The organism is [Scytonema hofmanni] UTEX 2349 (genome assembly GCF_000582685.1).
In the GTDB taxonomy this organism is placed as follows: Bacteria; Cyanobacteriota; Cyanobacteriia; order Cyanobacteriales; family Nostocaceae; genus Hassallia; species Hassallia hofmanni.
Window position 1 is genome coordinate 41,560 of record NZ_ALWD01000162.1, and the last position, 22,142, is coordinate 63,701.

Here is a 22,142-nt window from a genome sequence, read left to right on the forward strand (position 1 = left end):
CATTCTTTACGCCTTATTCACCAACACCAACACCAAAAGGAGGACAGAAACAACAAAAAATAAGTTGTAACGACGCTCATGCACCACTTTTAAAAGCAGGGCGATGACAACAGAATAAAATTTGTTATCACGTTAGTGCGGCTACTAAACGGAAGACTGGCAGTGTGACTGTCAGCCGTATTCCTGTGTTTAAGCCTAGCATATTCTGTGGTCACTGTCTCTGCTGCGCGACAGAAAAAATTAGCACTTGTTTTTTTTATGAATGCAGCAGCTTATTATCAGGACGACGAATCGCCAAGACCCTTATTACTTCCCCAAGACCCGACAGGGCAGCGTTTCATCCAATATTTTCATCATGGCTGGAGCTTTATCCAAGCCCCAATGCCAGACCCAGGAGAACGCCCCGATTGGCGCACCGAGAAGCGCTATCCCTTGCAGCCGCGCAACCTGTGGTCACAATACTGTAACGACGAGACATTGCTGGGCTTAAGCTTTTCTTCAGAAACAAATTACATGCTCCTCGACATCGACCGTAAGAGCGCCAACCATCCAAAGAACGATCAAGAACGCTATGACGGCATTGAGGAGTCAATGGAAAGTATCGGCTTGTGCCGCCCCGTGCCTATACTGTCCAGCGATAGCGATGGCATACACCAATACTATTTTTTGCCCCAGACCGTACATTCCTTTACCCTAGCGGCGACCGTCAAGCATACCCTGCAAAAAGCAGGGTACACAGTGCAGGATGGGCAGTTAGAGTTATTCCCCAACCCCAAGCCCTATAACCCTAGCCAACCCACCAGCTTCAAAGCCCATCGCCTGCCCCTGCAAAAACGCTCCTTTTTACTGGACTGGGACTTGCAGCCCATCAGCAACAATGTTGAAACCCTTTTGAACTGGGCAGACTGCACAGCCTCCGGGCAAGACATGGAAACCCTCCTAGAAGCGATGGAACAGACCCGGCATCGCATCAAGAAGGAATATTACCGAAGTGGGAAAAGAGATGTTTATGAATGGTGTTGTGACCTCCTAGAGCAAATAAGACAGGGATTTACAAGTTTTAGTCAGACAAATACATTGTTGGGAGTCTGTGCCTGTTACGCGATCGTCTTTCTCAAACTTGGAGGAATCGACCTTTACGACTACGTGCTGGAAACGATTACAACTGCCCCTGGCTATCGCCAGTATTGCCGTCATCAGCATGAAATAGAAATTCGGGTCAGAGACGTAGTACGGAGTGCCGAACGTTATTATTATCCCTATCCTGGTAATCCCCCACGAGACAAAACCTATAAAGAACACTTTGATGGCGCAGAAGAGAAAAGCAAAGTAGTGGCATTCACCCATCCCAGCCAAAAGCGCCATGAGGAAACCTTAGAGAGGATTACCGCCGTCGTTGCCATGCTCAAAAGCGCAGGGGAGTTTCCGGCAACAGTATATCAGCGAACCAGAGCTATTATTGCCAAATCCAAAGAAGCTTACGGGGTAGGGGGCAGCCAGACCACCCTGCACAAACCCGAATATCTTCCCTTGTGGCATCCCGCCCATGAAAACACACAACCTGAAGAACGTGTAAACGCCTATTCTACCGTGGAAAAATACCCCATTTTACCCGATCCTTGGGACTTAGTAGAAGAGAGCCTAAACCCATTGCCATCAAAGGTTTCTAGCGATTTACACGTTGTCCCCCTATATGAAGGTTTTTTGCTTCCCCCTGCTGGGGGAATTCCTGAAGAAAGCGCAGCGTCTTCAGGGGATGACCAGCCGCAGGCTGGGATTATCCCATTAGGGGAAGATTTTCAAAATCTACCAGAAGAAAGAATTTTTAATTTTCTCACAATTCTTTTTCTAACAACTGCATTAGCTTCAACAGCACAAACAATTCCATTAAATCTAACAACAGATTCAACGCAATTAAATCAATTAGATTTAACTCATAAGTCTTCTTTATACCCCTCTTCTCCGGCGGCGCAGCGTGAAAAATCGGGAATTGACGATAAGCAGACCTTATCAGTCCCGGAAATCCAGACAGACGCATTTGTTGATGATCCTCAAGACCGTTATTTGCCTTGTGATAGCGACCTTGATATCAATGCTGGCGCGGATATCCCTGTTGTTTCTACCCCAGTATCTGTACCAGGCTCTATACCACCGGATGTTTCACCGTCTGTACCAGTTTCTATACTGCCTTCTGTCCTCTCGTTAGAGCCTGATACGCCTGTTTTCTCTGTTGGGGACAGCCCCCCTGTGGTTTCCTTAGGAGCGTCACCATTGGCGGCGCAGGGCGAGGACGCACCTGTTGACAGCCTTGAACCGCCCAAAGAGACGTTTACGCCAGAACAGTACCGGGAAGCCATCCATTTTAAACTTCAAGCTTTGTCCCAGGCAAAACACTGGGTACGGGTATTCTGCACCACCGAAGGCATCCGTCTGATGCCAGCGCAACGTGAGGAACTGGAACAAGTTGTCAAGCACCACCTGATGCAGCGATCGCCGTCTGAAGTCCTGCAACAGGAGGCTCAAATGTGGTTTGCTGCCCATCCAGGTATAAAAGCACAGGTAGAAGCTCTTGGAGTTTCCTGGGAATACATTAAGAATCTACAATAAGGCAAACGGTAGCTTTGTTGTTCGGTTATGCCCAAAAGAAATTCACTTCGGGAAGTCCGGGCGTTGGACAAATCCAGAAACGACTATCCCTTTGCCACCTGTGAGGACTGGGAAGCATGGGAATATTTGGGCGATGGGGATAAGAATGATGACGAGGAAAACTGGGAATTGGTTGACGATGGCACCTTGGAAGACTGTATGTACGCCGTGGGAAACCTCATCTCTTTGGAACTTGACAACGAAATGCGGGACGATATCCGCCGTCTCGGCGCGGAATATGATGATGAACCGCAAAAGTTCATTGAGGAACTAGAACGACGGCATCAGCAGCGACGCGAGGATATCAAAAAACAATGTTGGAAAACGGGCAGGGCAGAAGGAGGTGGCTGGCGCATTACTTACTATCTGATAGAGGGATCGTTGGCATCAAAACCGGATTCAACACCCCAGCGCAAGCAAAAGAAGGATGCCCGTGGTTTTAAAGAATAGTTTGTCGATCGCAAGGTGGCATCGACCATTATCCGATGCTTCAGGTTTCTAAGCTGTTACTGGAATGTTGCATTCTCTCGTCTGAGTACATGCTTTCCCGACTGACGGCATAGTCTGATAGGGGAGGGGTATCATGGCAATGGCTTGCCGCCCATTCCTGAAAAGCCGTTATCCATTCTTCGGCTGTTGCCGTTGCATAAAAAGGGCGTTTCTGCTGGTTGCTACCATCGGTGGGCTGTGGATTCTTCATCTTTCTTACCTTTTTTGCAGGCGGATCGCACCACCGTGCGATGATTGTACGGGCTTGTTAAAAAATAGCCAATTTTATTGAAAAAGTCATGGGTATTGAGATGATGAGTAATGCCAAACTTGACTTGTTGTCGCTTTTAAGCTACATTTTATCATTAAGCTATGGCTGATATCATTCGTCCAAAAGCTCTGCAAGTCTATGCTACAGAAGACGGCAAAGAGCCGTACACGGAATGGCTGGAAAACCTGAAGGATTATGTGATCCGCTCAAGGATAATCCGCCGGGTAGAGCGTCTCAAGCAGGGCAATTACGGGGATTGCAAGTCGGTTGGTGGGAGCGTGCAAGAACTAAGATTTTTCTTTGGAAGTGGCTACCGCGTTTACTTTGGGGAAGCCGAGAACGATGTGGTGATTCTCTTGTGTGGTGGTGATAAGGACAGCCAGGACAGGGACATAGAAAGGGCTAAAGAATATTGGCAGGCTTACCAGGAGCAATCGGATGAGCAAGAAACTGAGAAACCATGACGAAGTTGTGCTTGAGCAGTTGCTGAACCCAGAAATGGCGAAGGCTTACCTGGACGTTGCCCTTGAAGAGTACGAGCAGGACGGCGATTTGGCGTTTTTTCTCTCAGCGCTACGGAATGTGGTGGAGGCGCGGGAAGGGATGACGCACCTTGCGGAAAAAACGGGTTTGAACCGCCAAAACCTCTATCGGGCTTTGTCGCAAGAAGGGAACCCTGAACTGCGAACCATCAGCCTTATTCTGCATAATCTTGGCTATCGCTTAAGTGTGCAACCGATTCGCGCTGCATCGGGGCTTTGAAAAAGCGAGTAGTGGTCTGAGTTGTATTGTCCATAGGCTCTTGTCATCAGGCAGCAAAGTTTACGGAAATACCTCTGAGTATTAGTATGTCGGGATGATACCAGGATGCGTGCGAACCGTGACCGGAATGGGTTGTGGGTGGGTTATTTTTGACTGGATCGGGATACTGGAAAATAACGATCTAGAAGGGCGTTTCCAGGGATTCTGGAGCGGATGAATGGTTATCGTGTGTCCCCGTACCTGTTACAGGGGTAAGCATGGAGAGGGCGGCGATCGCCCCGCGTACCTGGGCAGTTTCGACCTCAAGATATTTCTGTAATTGTTCCAAGCTTCTATGCCCTGATATTTCCTGGATGATCCGCAGGGGAATCCCCGCATTGCTCATGATGGTGAGGGCAGTGCGGCGGAAGCTGTGGGTGCTGGCTCCTTCGATATCAGCTTCCAGGCAACCACGGCGGAAGATGATGCCAGCAAAATCGACATGGAGATGCCCCTTGCCCCAGCGTCCGGGGAACAGGTAGCCTTCTGCTGTTTTAGGTGGGTGATAGTCCGCTAAAAACCGCCGCAGGTCTTCCAGGACGGGGATAGTCCGGGTGGCGAGTTTTCCTTTGGTATTGCCCTTGCGGATAATCATTTCCGGGCGTACCCTGCCTTTGCGATCGTACACGTCGGCGATTTTAAGGGTAACAGCTTCCCGAACTCGGCAGGCGGTATACAGCATTACCGCGCACAGCACTTTGTCCCTCCAGGTCGGCAACCCTTCGGTAAACAAACGCTGGATTTCATCCTGGGACAATACCTTGGCTTTCCCGTGACCGTCGATTTTCACGCCCTGCTGTGTGAAGAGAACAACCTTTTATTATTGCAGGTATTATGCAAGAAGTACTCCTACTATCACAGGAGTGAAGCATGTTATTAATAGACTTTTTACATAACTAAATACCATGAATAAACCCGTTAACGATTCTGAAGAATTTGTTTATAAAGTATGTCATAAATCTTTTCTTTCATTATGGAGTTACGCAAATCCTAGAGGTAAAAATTTTAAAGAACTATGCGACATACTTATTGTTTGCGAACCAGATATTATTATTCTCAGTGTAAAAGATATTAAACTAACCAATAGTGGTGATATCGAAACAGATTGGAAACGATGGCTTAAGAAAGCTATTGAAGATTCAGCAAAGCAAATTTATGGCGCTGAAAAATGGATTAAATCCACTTCACATATAATCCAAAGCGATGGAACCCAAGGCTTACCATTTCCATCATCAGAAGTGCGACGTATTCACCGTATTGCTGTCGCTTTAGGTGGGGATAATCAAGTTCCAATTCAATTTGGAGATTTTGGCAAGGGATTTGTTCATGTATTTGATAAAATCTCCTTTGAAATAATATTGAAAGAACTTGATACAATAACGGATTTCGTCCAGTACCTCCTTGATAAGGAAAATTTATATAATTCTGGTAAGCAAACTGTCTTCGACGGCTCTGAAGAAGACCTTTTAGGTTATTACCTATATAATGGACGTTCTTTTCCAGAGAACTTTGATGTAATAATTGTTGGAAGTGATATTTGGGGTGAGATAGTTAAGAAGCCAGAATACAAGGCGAAAAAAGAAGCCGATAAAGAAAGTTATGTGTGGGATAAACTCCTGGAGATAATAAGTCAAGATGTCTTAAAAGGTAATTTGGAATTTGGTTCCACTTTAGATCAGTCCGAACTTGCGCTTCGCACTATGGCAAGAGAATGTAGATTCTCTCGGCGATTATTAGGAAAAGGTTTCGCGGAGTTTATGGATTTGGCTGCTCAAGAGATTGTCGAGTCAAGAACCTTAGTTTCACCACAGTCGAATGTAGCTTATGTGTTTCTGACAAAGCCACACGGAGAAGACCGCCAATACCGCGTAAAGGAGTTGCATGGAAGATGCTTTGTAGTGCGTGGATTGCAACAGAGTTGTAAGACAGTTATTGGTATCGCAACAGAGCGATATCAACCCGGTAAAGGGTTTTCAATAGATGTAATTTACCTAAACAAAGAAATTTGGACAGAAGAAGACCAAAAAAATTTGGAGTACGCACAGAGAGAATTTGGATGGTTTGCAAGTCCGCAACAAAAATCAGTTCATGAGGACGAGTATCCAACCAATTAAATTATGAACATCATTGAAGTATTCGAGGTGATTATCCCCGTCTATGTCGGGCGCGATATCCCCGAAACTGCGTTCTTGGTCGGCATGGCTGGATATCATGAAGGTTGCGAGCGCATAAAGCGCAGCGAAGCTGATCGACAAACCAGAGGGCGTTTTGAAGAGTGGAGATAATAGAGAATCCCTGAAAACAGGCTCCCTATACGCTGTTATCCCCGTTACGTCCTGAATTTTTCGCATTTTTGCAGTAGTAACTTTGTTGAGGTTGGTTACATCTGCAAAAAAAACAAGGTTCCGTCTTGTCGTCTACTTACAAGGGGTAAAACAGCAAGGCTTGTTGAACGTGCATTCATCAGCGACCTAATAACGGCGATGATTTGTTGCACAGAAACTTTATAATATGACCTTCCTCCCTACAATTGACTCGTCAAATCGCTTTCTGTAGCTGTCGAACAGTTCGTTAATTTTCTGTGGGTCTGATACAAGCGTACCTCGTTCATCCCGGAAGGTGCGATCGCTTGCACCTCGAAAGGATAGCCAGTTAAAACTTGTCGTGACAGCGAATTTTGTATCGGAGATGAGGATTTTCGCGTGGGTATCTCCCAAACGCTTGAGTTGGAAGTTATTTTTGTACTGGCTGGCTAATTGTTGTATTGTCTTCTCAGCTTGAATATCGGCTGGGTACTTTTTATCGTTATCCTCTTCTCCCAAACCGTATCCAATGTAAACTTGCACTCCCCTCTTGAGGAGATTTTCAAAATCTGTAAAAAATTGTTTATTTACAGAACTAGCTCGAATCCAAGGTGAGATAATCATTAAACGGTCTTTGGTGTTGCGGAGAGCCTCCTCCAAAAGCGGACGGTGTTCGTACATTTCTAGCCAACGCATAGGAACCGAAGTTAGGAGAGAATTTAGCTGTGTCTGGAGTTGCTCGATTTTTTGTTGTGCAGATTGAAGTTGCTGTTCAAGTATGATTTTTTCTTCTTCATTTTCAGTCTGCTCAAGGCTGTTTTGAGTTATTTCTATTTGTGCTTCAATCTTTGCTTGAGCAGTATAGACTTCTTCTTTAATAGCCTCAATTTTTTGTAATGGAGCTAAGGCTACAAAATTACGTCCTAAAACTTCTTCAGCTAGTTTCCTGGGTGAGCTTTCCTTTAGAGTCTCAACAATGCGAAGTTTTTTGACACCATTGGAGCGAGCAAAAGCTGCTTCATGTTCGCTAGAGAGAACACCATCAATTACAAATGCAACTTGAACATCGTCACTGTCTTTTGCTTTATATAGTAGTGCTAATGCTGGTTGAAAAAGTCTCTGTCTACCCTCAATGGCTTTTAATGCCAGCAAATCTCTCTCTTCTTTAAATTTTGCTTTACTAGCTCCCTCAATTTGGCGAATAATTACGTCTACATCTTTGATTTTGATATCAGACAATTCTGGTGGCTTGTTTGGAAAAGCTTCAATTTCTATAATTCCTTTTGCACGCAAGTCTTTTGGCTTAAAAAAATATGACTCGAAGCGCCCATACCAGCAAGGATAACGCAATAGCCCATCAAAGTTAATATCAAATGTTCGCTCCTCTGGGACAATTATTTTAGCATCGCGGAGAGTTGTTACACCTTTTTTGGTCAATTTCCAAACTTGCATCAGTGAGCCATCAGGTGCTATTAGGTCTATATTCTCGCTCATTCTTAAATTGACCATTGCATCTTTTATAATTGGCTTTTCTATACCAAGGAAAGCACCAATATCTTCTTCTGAGGAAAGACCTGCATCAATAGCTTTTAAAACGTATTCTTCTATCGGGGGGATCGGCTTACGTAATTGTGTTAGAGCTTGAACTGTTATTTTATAAACAGGTAATCCTACTGCTTTACAGCCTACTAAATCAAAACCAGCTCTGTTGTTGTAACGACGTAGTTCATCGGCTGTAAGAGGTGTTATTTCATTTAAAATCATGATTTTTAACTGTGTTTATCAACTATATTTGTTATCTTTTAGAAAAGAGATATTGTGCTTATATAAACACAAAGTGTATACAAAGCTATCAAGTTATCTAATTGCTGGGAACCGCTTCTATTAAGGCGCAATTTTCCGGGTGGCGTTCAATGTAATCTAAGACTAGATATAAGGGGTTGTCTTGTGAGGTACGACAAAAATAATGGTCTCCCACAATGACCAAGCCGACTTTTCCTCTGGATAAAGCCACATTCAGTCGCGCTTCATCCCGCAGAAAACCAATCTTGCCTTGTTTATTAGAACGGGTGATGGAGTAGACGGCTATATCAGCTTCGCGTCCTTGGAAAGCGTCAACTGTATCGCACTCAATTGTTAATCCTTTCCAGTTGTTTAATTCTGCATTAATTCCGCGATTCAATAATTTTAGCTGTGCTGAATACCCACTTAACACTGCAACGTTATAGTTTTTTCCAGCTTCGGAAGCCATTTTATTTAGCCTGTGAAGCAGCTGAACTATTACATTTACTTCACAGATATTACTAAAGCTAGAATTAGCAGATTGTTCTTGATAATTAGGCTGGTTGCTTGTGGTTAACCAAGTAACAGGTTGTGGTAAAATTTCGATCAGGTTTTTATCGACATCGGTTCTGGCGCTTTGGAGATTACCTTCATAAAAGCACTCACTGATAAGGTTGCCGATTGGCGCAACCATCCGGTGCTGAATTTCCAGCATTTTACAGCAACCTTCAGGGAGAGTCCTCAATAGCCTATCAAACAAAGTCTCTCGGATGTCATCCTGAGTTAATTCATATTTTTCTAGAAACTCTGCATCGCGGCTGGCTTCATCTTGGAAGGGTGGGAGTTGTTTGGTGTCGCCAACGAGTATCCACCGATGCGATCGCGACATTGGAACTAGCACTTCTGTCGCCGTAGCTTTTGATGCCTCATCGACAATGCAAAGGTCAAATTCTATATCCTGAATGTATCTGGGAATGCCAATACAGGTTCCTGCTACTACAGCAGAACGTTTTATTAATGGGGTATTAAATTTATCATTTCGACCAAAACAGTCAAACCACTCGGCTTGAATACTAATCAGTTGTTGGAATATTTTCGCGTCTGTAGCATTGGGATTAATCAGTTTATTGCTCCTTTCCTCTAATTGTTCAGCATTTAGTTTCAACAATTCATTCGTAGAAATTTCCGTCAATTCTTGGAGGCGTTTTGCTTTTATCTTTTGCTCATCACGCGCTAGTTTTTGTTGCTGGCGCAGTTCTTCAATTTCATCTCTGAGGCGTTGAAATTCATCTACTCTGTTTTTTGGTATCTTCAGTTGAGAAGGAGATTTTGGATTTTCTATATCGTAGTCTGTAGGCAATATTTCATCTATTTCCTCTTTTCGAGTTGCTACTTCTGTCCTCAAATCTTCAAGCTTTGAGAATATAGTTTTTAACTCCTGAAATAGGATGGCTTTTTCCAATTCTCTGGGAGAGACACCTCTTTTAGCTGACCACTCAGCTATAAAATTTTTACTTGTAGCCAGCGCTTGTTCTCTCCATTTCTCCATCTGTTCTTCTAGCAAAAGGGAGTGAACATTCTCTGACACCCGTTCATGGTTGCCAAGTCGCACCAACTTGAAGTTAGAATTTTGAGTTTGAATTCGTTCTAGTGCGTTATCCAGTGCTACATGAGTCTGCGAACTAAGCAAAATTCGTGCATTACTGTTTTGCTTAAGAGTTTGCAAAATAATTTCTGTAATAAAGGTTGTCTTCCCTGTGCCTGGGGGACCTTGAACTATGAGAAAATCTTGTGTAGCCAGCGCTGCTTTAACAACTTCTTGCTGTGATTCATTAAGTGATTGGAAAAACTGTATATCTGCTTCTATTTCAGGAGTACGGATTTCTTGGGAGTTTACGAGCAACTGACGCATATCAGCGCGAACTGCGCGGTCAAATCTAATCGCATCTAGGGCATATTTTTGACGAGATAAGGCTGTTTCAGCAGCACGAGTATCAAAAACTAACTCACCAGATTTTGGCAGTTTGTCTGGTTGTCCGTATTTAACATAGAGAACCAATTCATCACCTGTTACTTGGGAAACCTCTCCCTCCAATATGCTAAATTTATTTTTACGGGTGATTTCAACAACATCTCCCACCAAAATACTAAATCCATCTTTGCGAGTTATATGCCGGGGTTGTCCTGCTATGTCATTTTCTGGAAGCTCTGATATTTGAAATTTAATGCGGTTTCCATCACGAGTAAAGCTTGTATATTTAATGGGCTTTTCTCGGTTTTTCTCCCAATCTTTTTTAGCTCTAAGAATATCAGACCAAATTCGGAATAATCGTTGTTTTTCTTGTTCCGCTATTGTTTGTCGCAGGTTAGCTTCGTGTGTTTCTACTTGAAGCTTTATTTCTCTAATAACTTCTTCTGCTTCCCATTTAATTAAGGGTTTTCCAAACTTAAATTCGTAGGGTGTAACCCAGGAACGGTCTCGATTTTGTTCTAGGATTGCGCTGGAAAATTGTTGGGCATTGATGATGACTAAACAATCTTTTTCTGCCGCTATATGGTATCTGTAGGAACTACCAAAAATGGAGTATTGAGAGGATTTTTGCTCTGTATTTGCTTCACTAGATTGCTTAAAAGGACTGATTCCACATAAACTATTTAAATCTTCCAGAATAATCTTCTCGATTTCATTTTCAGACACTTGACGTTCTGACACTTGAAGCTCATTCCGAAGATTATTCAAAGCTTTGTTAGTAAGTTGCAGGTAACAAGTGCGCTTTCTACTTGGCTGTGCTTGCGATCGCTTCTGTTGGATCGCATTAATTTCTGCTAGCAGCACCTCTGCATTGTGAGGACGTTCTGCTGGATTTCGGGAAACAGCACGTTCGATTACTTCCACAATTTCAGGCGGTGCATCAAACTCTGCGAGTGCTTGAGGTATGGCATTGTAATCGGCAATTTCTGCATCTGTTAAGCACTTAAGCACCAATACACCAAAACTGAAGACATCGCGGGTGTAAGGATAAGAGCCATCATCCGCTTCCGGCGGTGTGAAAGGGCGAGATACAAATTCTCTAAGGGTAACACTAGGTTGAAAGTAACTTCTGAGTTTGGATATTCCAAAGTCAGCGAGTTTTGGTTTACCGTCACTACTAATTAAAATGTTGTTGGGCTTGATATCTCGGTGGATGTAGTTGCGATTGTGGGAGAAAGCAAGAGCTTCCAGCACGGGAAGAGCTACAGCTTGCCAGAAATAATCCCACCCCTCAGGTGGAGATTCTTTCAAAAATGTTGCCAAGTCTTTTTCCATCCACTCCAAAACAAGGAAATACTCACCCGTACTTTCATCCTTGCCTGAGTCAAGAAGTTCTACGATTCCCGGATGCTTTAACTCTTTGAGTGCTTGGGTTTCACGCCGAAAGGACTCTTCTAGGATGTCGCCTTCAAGCTGCCCATGTTTGAAGAGCTTTACTGCAACCCGTAGTTCTTCTTGTTCGTAGTCTATTGCCCGGTAGACATCAGCCATCCCACCAGAGCGCGGTTTGGGAGATAGAGCGTAGCGATTGTTGATGAAGCGAACTGGCGGCATAACTTTGCTACCCGTAGAGGATTTTTTCTTTTGTAACATACCTCTTAGTTCAGCATGAAGTTCGGGAATCTGGGCTGGGACTGGAGTAATCTTCCCTCTCTTCAAACTGGACTTAAGAAAAAGTGTATATAATAGAACAAAAAAATGAAGACGAGTGACTGAGGTGCTGCATAATCTAGACAATTAACCACATAGTTCCTACCGATAAATGAGAGATTATCAGTAATATGAGGTATTTCCATATACCCATAACCTGTACTGAGAAAATGTCATCTCTGACTATCCCCAACCACACCTACACCAACCCCCAGCATAGTAGAAATATCCCTAGTACATAAGTATTATAAAAACTCTGGTATAGTTACGCATACTTTGGCTATACTCCCGCATTGCAGTAGTATCCCCCCAGGTGTCAGCACAAACAAGCACGTGCAGTACTGTGCATATACAGCACTGCACGCGTGCTCCAAACCTGATAAATCCGGTAAAATGCTCCACGCAAGGAATGTAGCTTGTCTGCTTGTCATTAAGCAGAAGTGCATCGGATGCCTCGGATGCCTCGGGCGCTACCGCAAAGACGATTTCGGGTGGGTGGACTACGATAGTAGTGTACTCACTACACTTCTGCGCCCTTGCGGGTGCCTATGGCATCCCTCGCTATCGCTCGTGACACAGAAGTTTCGTTCGCCCTCCGGGGTTGTTGCCAGTTGTCGCGTGCTGCTGTTGTTGTTGTTATTGTAGTGCTTGCGTTGGGTTGAGTGAAGCTCGCGCGTTGTGTAGTTTCGCTGCTTTGAGTGGGAATACTCCATACAAGACAAACAGTGGTTGGAGCAACAGCTCTTGGGGAACGATGACAGCATTAGCTATCTTGCGCGTTGAGAAGTTGAAGAGTTTTGGTAATGTTGGTGGCAGTGAAGCACACACCGCCCGGATTCAGGATACCCCAAATGCCGATCGCACTAAAACCAATATTCGGCTGATTGGCAACGTTGATGACCTACCACTGTCCGAATTGGTTCTAACCAAAATAGCCTCATCTACTAAGCACAAGCCGCGTAAAGATGCAGTGCTGTGCAGCGAAATATTTTTGAGTGCATCCCCAGAATATTTTCGTCCCCATAACCCTCAACTGTATGGAGAGTGGGATGACTCATTGATGTGGGATTTTGCCAATGCTTCAAAAACGTGGTTGCAAGAAAATTATGGCTCAAAATGCGTTAGGGCTGAATTGCACTTAGATGAAGCGACCCCCCACATCCACGCTTACATCGTTCCCATCAACGACAAAACCAAACAACTCAGCCACAAAGCGATGTTTGGGGGTGATGGACGCGCAGCCGCTATCAAATTATCCAAGCTTCAAGATTCTTATGCAACTGCGCTGGCACCTTTGGGAATTGAACGTGGGGTAAAGGGCAGCAAAGCCACCCACACCAAAGTTAAGAAATATTATGCGGCAGTCAACTCAGACCCCCTGCTGATGGAATTAGACCGACTGGCACCACAACCAGGTGAAACAGCACAGCAACTATTTGAGCGGATAAAATCAGACCCCACAATTCAAACTATCAATCACCAACAAGCCTCGCGCACTCGTGTAATTGAGTTAGAAAAACGGGCATCACAGAAGGCGATCGCCAGTGATAAATTACGGCAACAGTTAGAAAACCGTGTCCAGGAACTGGAGGAAGAAAACTTTTACTGGAAGCAGCAAGCTGACCAATTAAGGGATTTGCCCCTAGAAGATGTGGCATGGCATTTAGGACTAGATAAAGCAGATATTGGAAAGAAACGTTGGAAGGGACTGGGGAATGTTATCAATATTACTGATTCTAAATGGTACGACTTTACAGCAGAAAAAGGTGGCGGTGGGGCTATTGATTTGGTGATGCACGTAAACTCTTGTAATTTTCGACAAGCTTTAGCCTGGTTGCACGATCGCTTTAATGAAGAGGGGATGCTGCGTGCTACTAGAGCTTACGTACAAACACAGGCAACTAAAATTGTTGCAGAAGAACCTGTACCACAGTTTGTCCTACCATTTGAGGATGAATCAAAGTGGCTTTATGTACAGAATTATTTGACTAAAGCTAGGGGACTGCCAGAAAACTTTATCGATGCCCTTCACCAACGGGGATGGCTTTATGCTGACGACCAGCAAAATGCTGTTTTTGTGATGCGATCGCTTGATGGAGAAACTACCACTGGCGCATTTTTGCGTGGGACGCGGGGAGAAGACAATTCGTTTATGGGATACGCGCTTGGCACGAAACGAACCGGGGGATGGTTCCACTTTCATTTGGGCGGTGAAACAGCGGATGAAGTACATTCATGTGTCCTCTGTAAATCCCCCATCGATGCGCTCTCGTGCGCTGCGCTAGGAGTTACTGCACATTCTGGTATGTCCCAAACGCGAACAATGTTTTTGGCGGTGGATAGTCCTAAAAGCCTGCCGTTGGAATTTCTCTCTAAAGTAAGAGCCATTACTGTTGCCTGCGATAACGATGACACAGGACGGGAGATGGCACAAGCTATTAAAGAATTACTGCCGCATTCCAATATAGTGCAACCACAAGCACTTGATTGGAATGCGGAACTGTTGGAGTATTCGCGGCAAATGCAACTGCGGCGGGCGGATGTAGAAAAGAAAAAGAATCGGGGACTAGAACGCTAGTAAATAACCGTGCAGATGGCGCAGTGCTGCTGCTAAAAAGTTTTTCACTTTCTACCCTTATTTACGATTGGCATCAACAGATAACCCCGAAACCAGGACAAACGCATCTTGTCATTCTGCTGCGCCATCCTCTAGCAATAAGGTTGCTACTGTTCTGACGCATTGACATTAAGATCATTCTCAATGTTACCTGTAACACCATAAAATTGACCGCTGAGATTTTGCTGAACTCTAGGTTGTTCTGCCATCAGCCTTGGAATCTCAATGAACTTATCCTGTAACTGTTGTAATAGAACAAACAGTTGATTAATATGCTTGTCTTTATCTTCGATCCTAGCCCGATACTGTGGCTCAAGTATTTTACAGGCATATTCATAGCCTGCAAGGAATTCTTGATTGATTTTAGTTTTGTCTACACTAAAAGAAGTTTTAACTTTGACGACAACAATTCCTTCTCCTTTATTCTCAATACTTTGAATAACTAGTTCAGCGCTTTCATTCTCAATCTTTAGTTTCCCAAATGAATAAGCAAAAGCTATCCAATCAACTCCATTATGAAAAATTAATTCAATGATACTGGAGGCTTTTTGAAACAGCTTGGTGAATTCTCCCTTATCAAAGATTCGATTAATAGGTAGACGCTCTTGCTTTCCGCTTTTTAGGTAAACATAATCACAAATTACATCATCCAGCTTTGTGGCGTTGTTAATGAGCCAGTCTTCCAACGAAACTCCGGTCAAGATAGCGTTGGTGAAGTTGGTTTCTAGTGCTTTAACTCTGGAGATATTAGCTTCTGTAAGGTTGGCATTAGAAAAATTAGTTGCTGTTAGATTTGCTGCTGAGAAATTGACCTCTGAAAGATTAGCCCTTGTGAAATTAGCACCTGTAAGATTGGACTCTCGCAGGCTGACAGCAATAAGATTGGCTTCAGTAAAATTGGAAGAAGTAAGATTAGCTTTGTTTAAATTAGCATTAATAAGTAAAGCATTACTGAAATTGGACATCCTGAGATCGGACATCATGAGTCTTGCACTTGTTAGGTCAGCATCTTCGAGAGTGGCTTCTTTCAAATAAGCAATCGAAATATCTGCTTCTCTCAAGTTAGCGCCCACTAAACTAGCTCTTGTGAAATCAACTGCTCCAAGATGAGCCTTGCTCAAATCAACTTCATCTAGATTAGCGTTTCTAAGATTAGTGTTACTGAGATTAATTTCAGCAAGATTGGGTTTAATTAAAGGATTCTCACTCCTCCATTTATTCCAAATGCTCACGCCTTGCTTAATTATGGCAAGATGCTCCTCATTCGCCATAGAATTTTCCTTTCTAATGAGCCACTTCTCGAAAGCTATTGAGTTCCTGATCGAGGTGGTTGTTTTAGAGTTTGAGGCTGACTGACTTCAACTGGGATTGGGATTCCTAGTTTTTCTGATAATTCAAAGATATTGTTTGTAAAGTCAGTAGCTGTAGCTACAGCACCTCCAACAATAGCAGCGATTGACAGTAAAGTCATAAGACGAGTTCTGAGCCGTTGCGGTTGCCTCTTTTCTGGCTGATTAATGTCTTCTTCCAAATCGTCTAAGTGTACCAGTACTTCTTCACGCTGAACCTCCGGAAAATCCTGAGCTATCTCACGGAGAGACTTGATTAGTTCAAGAGCTTCTGCTAGAGATTGATGAGATGAAACATTAATGTTCTGATTGCCCTCAACGTTTCCAGCTACTCCATAAAATGTACCTGTTAAGGTTTGCTGAACTTTGGGCGATTGTTCTGCCATGATTTTTGGAACCTCACCTAGTTTTTCAGAAGTTTGATTTAGTAAATAAAATAAGCTATTGATATATTCTTGTTGTCTTTGAACTTCTGCATTATAACGAATTATTTGAATATCCTTGCTACTAAGTTCGGCTCGATAACGTTCTTCTAGTACTTTACGGGCAAACTCATAGCCTTGTATAAAGTCATTATAGACTTGAGATTTATCTACATCTGGTGAGACATTAATTCTAATTATAAGGATGCCATCTCCTCTATTTTCTATGCTTTGAACGGCTAAATCGGCTTGTTTATTTTGATATTTTACTTTTTCAAAAGTAAGAGCAAAGGCTTTCCAGTCAACTCCGTTACGAAAGATTAAATCAATAAAGCTGAGAGACTTTTGAAACAGTTTTGTGAATTCATCAGGAGCAAAGTCTCCACTACTTGGATAGCGTTCGTCAGCCTTTCGATAAACATATAAACAATCTATATCATTAAGCTTAGTTCTAGTGTTAATGTTCCAATCTTCTATACAAGAACCAGTTAAAATTGACTTTGTGAGGTTGGTCCCTAATGCCTGAACTTTACTGAGATTTGCACCACTGAGATTTGCACCACTGAGATCAGCTTCATTAAGGTTAGCACCACTAAGATTAGCATCAACTAAGTCAACTCCTTCTAGTCGAGATCTCTGCAAATCAGCAATTCTAAGATTTGCTTTACTGAGTTTTGCTCGCTCAAGGTTTACTGAAATTAGGTTGGCTTGGGTTAAATCTGCTTCAGAGAGATCGGTTCCCCTGATACTAGCTCCACTGAGACTTGCCCACATTAGTTCAGCCCCACTGAGATCAGCTTCATCAAGTTTCGCTCCAACGAAGTCTCCATCGCTAAGATAAGCCCCGGCAAGACCCATTCCGGTAAGATCAGCCTGAGTGAAATCTGGGTTTACTTCGGGGTTATTTTTTCTCCACTGATTCCAGGCTTGTATCCCCTGCTTCAGAACCTTTAGGTGTTCTTCGTTCGCCATCGTAAGAACCTGAGATGTGCTGATGCTAACTACAAGCATATCAACTTGTTGTTTAAGGGTGTGGCTAATTGGAACTTATTTTATATCCCCTGACAAATCCATGCGCCCCAGTAGTAAGGATGTGCTAGAGGTCGATCTTCAGCTTGACGAGCCAAAATTACCGGATCTAATTCTTTACCGTTATTAAATTCATATTTAAGAATTTCTCGTCCTAGTTCAATTTGCTGCAATTCTCCGACAGTTATATTTCGCAAATAATTCTGGGCTTCTTGTAAGGCGGTGGCGCGACCATTACCAGCTTCGCAGTTATCAAAGAACCGTTCCATTAGTAGGGTAGTTGCCCACCCATTCACTGACCATAAACTCATTATCAGGGTTTTCGCGCCCGCAACAGCAAAAGCGCGTCGCAACCCGAATACTCCTTCCCCAATGGCTACATCTCCAATGCCTGTCTCGCAAGCAGAAAGGACGCTGATTTCATTCGCCCAGAGGTCGAGTCCGGCTACATCTTGGGCAAATAGGATGCCTTTTCCCGCTTCTGGGGGGAGTTTACCGCCTTTTGCCCAGGTGTTGGCTCCTGCTAAGGCGAGGGCGGAACGCAGCATAGGATTTTCTACTCGACTATTCAAGCGATCGCGCTGCAATAAACCACTTTCCCCTTGATAAGGAGAGGTTAGGGGACGATCTTCTGGCTGGTTAGGTAAAAATACACCGTGGGTGGCTACTAGCAGAATGCGGGGACATTGAAGGGGGTTGAAATAGCTCTCCAGTGCTTCGTTTTCCAGAAAGGGCGCTACGTTTAATCTCTGTGCAACTCGTTCTCCCAATATATTTGTACCTGTAGCAGATTTTAATGGGTTGTTAGCAATAAATTCGCGCAAATTGGCTGGCTGTGTATTTTGTTGCTGTGTTGGTGCATCGGGAGTAACGCTTTCTGCACTCAAGTCAAAATTCGGAGAGGCGAATACTAAAGCATTGAGAGATGCAGGACGTTTTGTCTCAATTTTTTGTCGCAGTATGTCTCTCCCAACAGTCAGATAACTGATGGTAAATTCATCCATCAGCATTTTCTCTCCGGTGTCGTCGCTCTTGAGAATTTGAAATGGCACTAGGTTCAATTCTCCATCTGGGGCAATAATTAAGTGCTGGCGTTCTTTTAGGTAAGGGCTAAGTTTGTCGAATATAGCTTGTCGTAGCTTGATGCCTGCTTGTGGATGATATTCTCTGATGATTATGCGCTTGTTGAACATCCCTAGCTGATTTTCTAGATTTTTACCCGCGCCAGATACTAACTCCCGAAATTCTCGAATTAAGCTATCAATATATTCTGCTTCTCCAATATCTATCATCTCTACTGATTCTGGCTGTCCTGCGGGTAAGATAAAAGCTAGATAGCGGGCGGGTTGCCATTGTGCTTCCCCTCTTGCTGGAACTGCCTGAAAATTAAATACATCAAAGCGAACAAACTCTATCAAAATTGAGCCGACTGGCAACTCTGATGCAACATCGCTACGGTTAGGGAGTTGTTCAAGTAATTGGATTTCTGGTACTTGAGATGCCAGGTTTTTTTGCAAGTTGTTATGTTCGGCTTGCAGTTGCGCTAATTGTTGTTGGTAAGTGGTGAAATCTTCCGTTTGGGGAGTGGAAAAGGTAAGGTGTATTATTTGTTCGCTCAAGTTGCGGAGTTTGCGGAAGTCTTCTGTGAGATGGGGATAGCGATCGCTGTAGAGGGCTTCGTTTTGGGCGGCGAGTGCGGATGCAGTTAAGGCTTTGCGTTTGAGAACTAAATCTAATGCTGCTTGTAAGGCTTGAGGTGAGTTTGAAAGGTGGTTGTAGATAAGGGAGAGAAAGCCATCAACATTCCCTCGGATTTTTTGCAAGTAGGCTAAACGGTCATTTTCCGAACTGAATGCAAACACGTTGTGAATAACTTTATCATCAATTTCATTTGCCTGAATACTATGTGACAGTGCTTCATTGGGGGAACCAGTAGCAGCTAATAAAACTGCTAGATTATTCAGACTTTGAGCAACGTGAGGATGTTCATTCCCTTCCAATCGTCGCGTCATATCCAAAGCTTTTTTTAAAAGGGGTTCAGCTTCACTGTGGCGTCCTTGGGCTGCGTAGTGGGATGCCAAATTATGTAGACCACTAGCCAGAAAGGGATTTTCATTCCCAAAGTGACATTCCCATAGAGCCAACGCTTGTTTGTAAAGGGGGGCTGCTTTGTGGTAGTTCCTTTGGTGATCGTAAAGCAAAGCTAAATTATTCAAGCACTGAGCTACAGTAGGATGCTCTTCTCCTAACTGATTTCGCCATAAGTTAAGCGCTTCCTGCAAGAGGGGTTCAGCTTCGCTATAACGTTCCTGCGCCCGATAGAGCAAAGCCAAATTGTTCAGACTTTGTGCAATATCAGGATGCTCATCCCCAAACAGATTTCTTCTTAGGTTTAACGCCCCTCTATAAAGGCTTTCAGCTTCTTGATAGCGACCTTGCTCTCTATAAAGCAAAGCCAAATTGTTCAGACTTTGTGCAATATCAGGATGCTCATCCCCAAACAGGTGTTGGGTTATTTCTAAAGCTTGCTGATAGAGGGGTTCAGCTTCACTGTAGCGCCCTTGAGTCTGGCGGAGCAATGCTAAATTATTCAAACTGTCAGCTACATCATCATGCTCGTGACCCCAAAGGTGTTGTCTTAGGTTTAACGCTTGCTCTAATAAAGATTCAGCTTCACTATAACTTCCTTCAGATTGGTAGACCAAACCCAAATTATTTAGACTTTTGGCTACGTCCGGATGCTCATTTCCAAACTGATGTCGCAAAAGGTTGAGTGCTTGTTGCAAGAGGGGTTTAGCTTCACTGTAACGCCCTTGCTCTCGGTAGATTTCTGCTAAATTAACCAAACTTACAGCCACATCAGGATGCTCATTTTCCAAAAGACGTTGTGTTATCTCCAACGATTGTTGTAGCAGGGATTCAGCTTCTCTATAGCGTCCTTGTACAGAGTAAAGGCTAGCCAGATTATTTAAACTTTCAGCCACATCAAGGTCTTCATCTTCCAAAAAGCGCCGCCTCATGCTCAAAGCTTGTTCTAAGAGTAATTCAGCTTCTCTATAACGACCTTGTGCGTGATAAAGACTGCCCAGATTATTCAGAGTTTGAGCTACGACGGCGTTCTCATCTCCCAAGAGACCCTGCACTAGGTTCAAAGCCTGTTCATAAAGACTTTCAGCTTCTTCATAGCGCCCTTGGGCTTGGGAAATCAAAGCCAGATTGTTAAGACTTGTAAATACATCCGGATGTTCATTACCATAAGAGCTTCGCGCTAGCTCTAACGCCTGCGTGGCAAGAATTACAGCCTGAGTATATTTTCCACTTTCATATAGTTCAACAACTCTTTGGTTAAGCTTATACCAAGGTTTTTCTCGAATTGAATTTATGAGTTGTGTCGCTAGATTTTGCAACTGATTGGCGGCATCTTGCTCTCCCTCCGCTGCTAGATCCACTGCCATCCGTTCCATCACCCCTACCAACCCTTCATCTATTAGGGCTTGGTTAGCCTGCAAAATCTCTGATTCCTCCCCGTTGGAACAACTTAGCAGTAATTCAATCAAACTCAGATACTTTTGGAGACGTTGCCCTCCTAATTCCCCTATTGGTTCTATCAGTTCTACCGCCAAATTTTGCAGCCACTCGGCAGCATCGCGATCGCCATCCTCTGCCATATCCGCCGCCACCTGTTCCATTACTGCTATTAATCCTTCATCAATCAGGTTTGAGTTAGTCTGTAAAATTTCTCCTTCCTGACCGCTGGGACAACTCAGCAGCTCTTGAATTAGATTGAGATAATCCTTGATTCGTTGTTCGTCCATCTATTTCTCTCCCAATCCTTAACAACTCAATTATTCAGTTACTTTATATTCTGCATAGATAACTTGAACACCAGAACTACTTTCCAAATACTCCAGTAATTCAGTTAAATGCTCCTTCCGCATTTCTAAAGGTTCATCATTATCCCCAGGCAACCAACCTAAATTAAGCTTATCCTGGCTAATAATTGCCACCATCTGCTCTCTACCTACACTGTCTGCTGTAAAAGTATCTTGATAAGCCAAGGGCAATTTTACTTGTCCCGCTTCCAGACGCGACGGCGGTGCTAAACATGACGGAGATAAACACCAAATTTGCTGTTCTGGGTTCTTCTCCAGCAGAATCAAGTAACCCAAAGTCGCAAGATTAACTACGAAATGAAACGGTGTGCCTTTCGGTACTTTTGGTGCAGGATTCCACATTCCCAAATTGTTGGCAATTTCCGGTTTCATTTGGTCAGTTTTAGTGGCTTTGTCCAATAATTGTTGCCAGAGTTGGTCAAGGGTAAGTGGTGGGAGTGCTAGCAGCCTTTTTACAATCCCTCCTAAAATATTTTCTAAATTATCTATTTTCTGGATTTGAATAACATCAGCAGGTGTCCGCGTACAGTTGGCAACCTTAATAAAGACGGCTTGAAAGTCAGTAAATTCTTTCCGAATATCAAACTTCAGTTCTCGGATGCGATCGCCCAAAATATTCCAATCGAGAAAATCCTCTCCAACATCCAGAAGAATTGATTGGTCGTTCTGTTCAAAGGCTTGGCGAAACGCCTGAATTATTTCTTTTTGTCGAAAGAGTTCGAGGATTGGCTGTGGTTTGTCAACGCCATACTCCACAAGCGCGTACTGATAAACCCCAGTGAAATCTGAAGGCGGATGATCGGGATCGAGATTCAATTTCTTTCGCAGTTGGATTATTCTCTCATTGCGCTCAAGCTG

Annotated in this window: 15 protein-coding genes; 7 read left to right on the forward strand and 8 right to left on the reverse strand. The window is 43.6% G+C overall.

Annotated elements, in window-relative coordinates; genetic code table 11:
• Positions 1–207 precede the first annotated feature (207 nt).
• Together TOL9009_RS37440 and TOL9009_RS0101640 are read left to right on the forward strand one after the other, a co-directional pair.
• The gene (locus tag TOL9009_RS37440) at positions 208–2,607 is read left to right on the forward strand and encodes a hypothetical protein (protein WP_051502736.1); all 2,400 of its coding nucleotides are present in this window, start codon (positions 208–210) and stop codon (positions 2,605–2,607) included.
• A gap of 27 nt (positions 2,608–2,634) precedes the next feature.
• Complete coding sequence (locus tag TOL9009_RS0101640) at positions 2,635–3,096, forward strand: hypothetical protein (RefSeq protein ID WP_029630738.1); 462 nt, start codon at positions 2,635–2,637, stop codon at positions 3,094–3,096.
• Between the two features lie 40 nt (positions 3,097–3,136).
• Here TOL9009_RS0101640 and TOL9009_RS37445 read toward each other — a convergent pair whose 3' ends face one another.
• Positions 3,137–3,346, reverse strand: a complete 210-nt coding sequence (locus TOL9009_RS37445) for a hypothetical protein (RefSeq protein WP_038295692.1) — start codon at positions 3,344–3,346, stop codon at positions 3,137–3,139.
• Between the two features lie 161 nt (positions 3,347–3,507).
• Here TOL9009_RS37445 and TOL9009_RS0101650 point away from each other — a divergent pair, with 161 nt between their 5' ends.
• Together TOL9009_RS0101650 and TOL9009_RS37450 are read left to right on the forward strand one after the other, a co-directional pair.
• Positions 3,508–3,870 carry a type II toxin-antitoxin system RelE/ParE family toxin gene (locus TOL9009_RS0101650; RefSeq protein WP_029630740.1) on the forward strand — a complete coding sequence of 121 codons (363 nt, stop codon included), beginning with the start codon at positions 3,508–3,510 and terminating at the stop codon, positions 3,868–3,870.
• Positions 3,845–4,168 (forward strand): addiction module antidote protein, encoded by a 324-nt coding sequence (locus TOL9009_RS37450; RefSeq protein ID WP_038295695.1) that lies wholly within the window; start codon positions 3,845–3,847, stop codon positions 4,166–4,168. The genes TOL9009_RS0101650 and TOL9009_RS37450 overlap by 26 nt, the downstream gene beginning before the upstream one ends.
• Before the next feature lie 181 nt (positions 4,169–4,349).
• Here the strand turns inward: TOL9009_RS37450 and TOL9009_RS37455 are convergent, their stop codons facing one another.
• Entirely contained in the window at positions 4,350–4,997 is a 648-nt protein-coding gene (locus tag TOL9009_RS37455; RefSeq protein WP_038295698.1) for a tyrosine-type recombinase/integrase, read from the reverse strand.
• Positions 4,998–5,112: 115 nt separating this feature from the next.
• Between TOL9009_RS37455 and TOL9009_RS0101665 the strand changes: the two genes are divergently transcribed.
• Complete coding sequence (locus TOL9009_RS0101665; RefSeq protein WP_029630742.1) at positions 5,113–6,321, forward strand: nuclease-related domain-containing protein; 1,209 nt, start codon at positions 5,113–5,115, stop codon at positions 6,319–6,321.
• Positions 6,322–6,324: 3 nt separating this feature from the next.
• Positions 6,325–6,492 (forward strand): hypothetical protein, encoded by a 168-nt coding sequence (locus TOL9009_RS46765; RefSeq protein WP_186227450.1) that lies wholly within the window; start codon positions 6,325–6,327, stop codon positions 6,490–6,492.
• Positions 6,493–6,711: 219 nt separating this feature from the next.
• On the opposite strand, the gene TOL9009_RS0101675 is transcribed toward TOL9009_RS46765, so the two are convergent.
• Positions 6,712–8,274 carry a phospholipase D-like domain-containing protein gene (locus tag TOL9009_RS0101675; RefSeq protein WP_029630744.1) on the reverse strand — a complete coding sequence of 521 codons (1,563 nt, stop codon included), beginning with the start codon at positions 8,272–8,274 and terminating at the stop codon, positions 6,712–6,714.
• A gap of 97 nt (positions 8,275–8,371) precedes the next feature.
• Entirely contained in the window at positions 8,372–11,917 is a 3,546-nt protein-coding gene (locus TOL9009_RS0101680; protein ID WP_242055407.1) for a serine/threonine-protein kinase, read from the reverse strand.
• Between the two features lie 811 nt (positions 11,918–12,728).
• On the opposite strand from TOL9009_RS0101680, the gene mobV reads away from it, so the two are divergent.
• Entirely contained in the window at positions 12,729–14,552 is a 1,824-nt protein-coding gene (gene mobV, locus TOL9009_RS0101685; protein WP_029630747.1) for a MobV family relaxase, read from the forward strand.
• Between the two features lie 146 nt (positions 14,553–14,698).
• Here mobV and TOL9009_RS37460 read toward each other — a convergent pair whose 3' ends face one another.
• The 4 genes from TOL9009_RS37460 to TOL9009_RS0101705 all read right to left on the reverse strand — a co-directional run.
• Positions 14,699–15,862, reverse strand: a complete 1,164-nt coding sequence (locus tag TOL9009_RS37460) for a pentapeptide repeat-containing protein (RefSeq protein WP_051502737.1) — start codon at positions 15,860–15,862, stop codon at positions 14,699–14,701.
• 35 nt (positions 15,863–15,897) lie between these two features.
• Positions 15,898–17,334, reverse strand: a complete 1,437-nt coding sequence (locus TOL9009_RS41865) for a pentapeptide repeat-containing protein (RefSeq protein WP_221928624.1) — start codon at positions 17,332–17,334, stop codon at positions 15,898–15,900.
• 80 nt (positions 17,335–17,414) lie between these two features.
• The gene (locus TOL9009_RS37470) at positions 17,415–21,206 is read right to left on the reverse strand and encodes a CHAT domain-containing protein (RefSeq protein ID WP_051502739.1); all 3,792 of its coding nucleotides are present in this window, start codon (positions 21,204–21,206) and stop codon (positions 17,415–17,417) included.
• Positions 21,207–21,236: 30 nt separating this feature from the next.
• A partial coding sequence (locus TOL9009_RS0101705; protein WP_029630748.1) for a DUF4384 domain-containing protein occupies positions 21,237–22,142 on the reverse strand: 906 nt, incomplete at its 5' end.

Coding starts and splice junctions, on each gene's coding strand:
- TOL9009_RS37470 (WP_051502739.1), bottom strand. CDS start 21,206: ATGGACGAACAACGAATCAAGGATTATCTCAATCTAATTCAAGAGCTG.
- TOL9009_RS0101640 (WP_029630738.1), top strand. CDS start 2,635: ATGCCCAAAAGAAATTCACTTCGGGAAGTCCGGGCGTTGGACAAATCC.
- TOL9009_RS0101665 (WP_029630742.1), top strand. CDS start 5,113: ATGAATAAACCCGTTAACGATTCTGAAGAATTTGTTTATAAAGTATGT.
- TOL9009_RS37450 (WP_038295695.1), top strand. CDS start 3,845: ATGAGCAAGAAACTGAGAAACCATGACGAAGTTGTGCTTGAGCAGTTG.
- TOL9009_RS46765 (WP_186227450.1), top strand. CDS start 6,325: ATGAACATCATTGAAGTATTCGAGGTGATTATCCCCGTCTATGTCGGG.
- TOL9009_RS41865 (WP_221928624.1), bottom strand. CDS start 17,334: ATGGCGAACGAAGAACACCTAAAGGTTCTGAAGCAGGGGATACAAGCC.
- TOL9009_RS0101680 (WP_242055407.1), bottom strand. CDS start 11,917: ATGTTACAAAAGAAAAAATCCTCTACGGGTAGCAAAGTTATGCCGCCA.
- TOL9009_RS37460 (WP_051502737.1), bottom strand. CDS start 15,862: ATGGCGAATGAGGAGCATCTTGCCATAATTAAGCAAGGCGTGAGCATT.
- TOL9009_RS37445 (WP_038295692.1), bottom strand. CDS start 3,346: ATGAAGAATCCACAGCCCACCGATGGTAGCAACCAGCAGAAACGCCCT.
- TOL9009_RS0101675 (WP_029630744.1), bottom strand. CDS start 8,274: ATGATTTTAAATGAAATAACACCTCTTACAGCCGATGAACTACGTCGT.
- mobV (WP_029630747.1), top strand. CDS start 12,729: ATGACAGCATTAGCTATCTTGCGCGTTGAGAAGTTGAAGAGTTTTGGT.
- TOL9009_RS0101650 (WP_029630740.1), top strand. CDS start 3,508: ATGGCTGATATCATTCGTCCAAAAGCTCTGCAAGTCTATGCTACAGAA.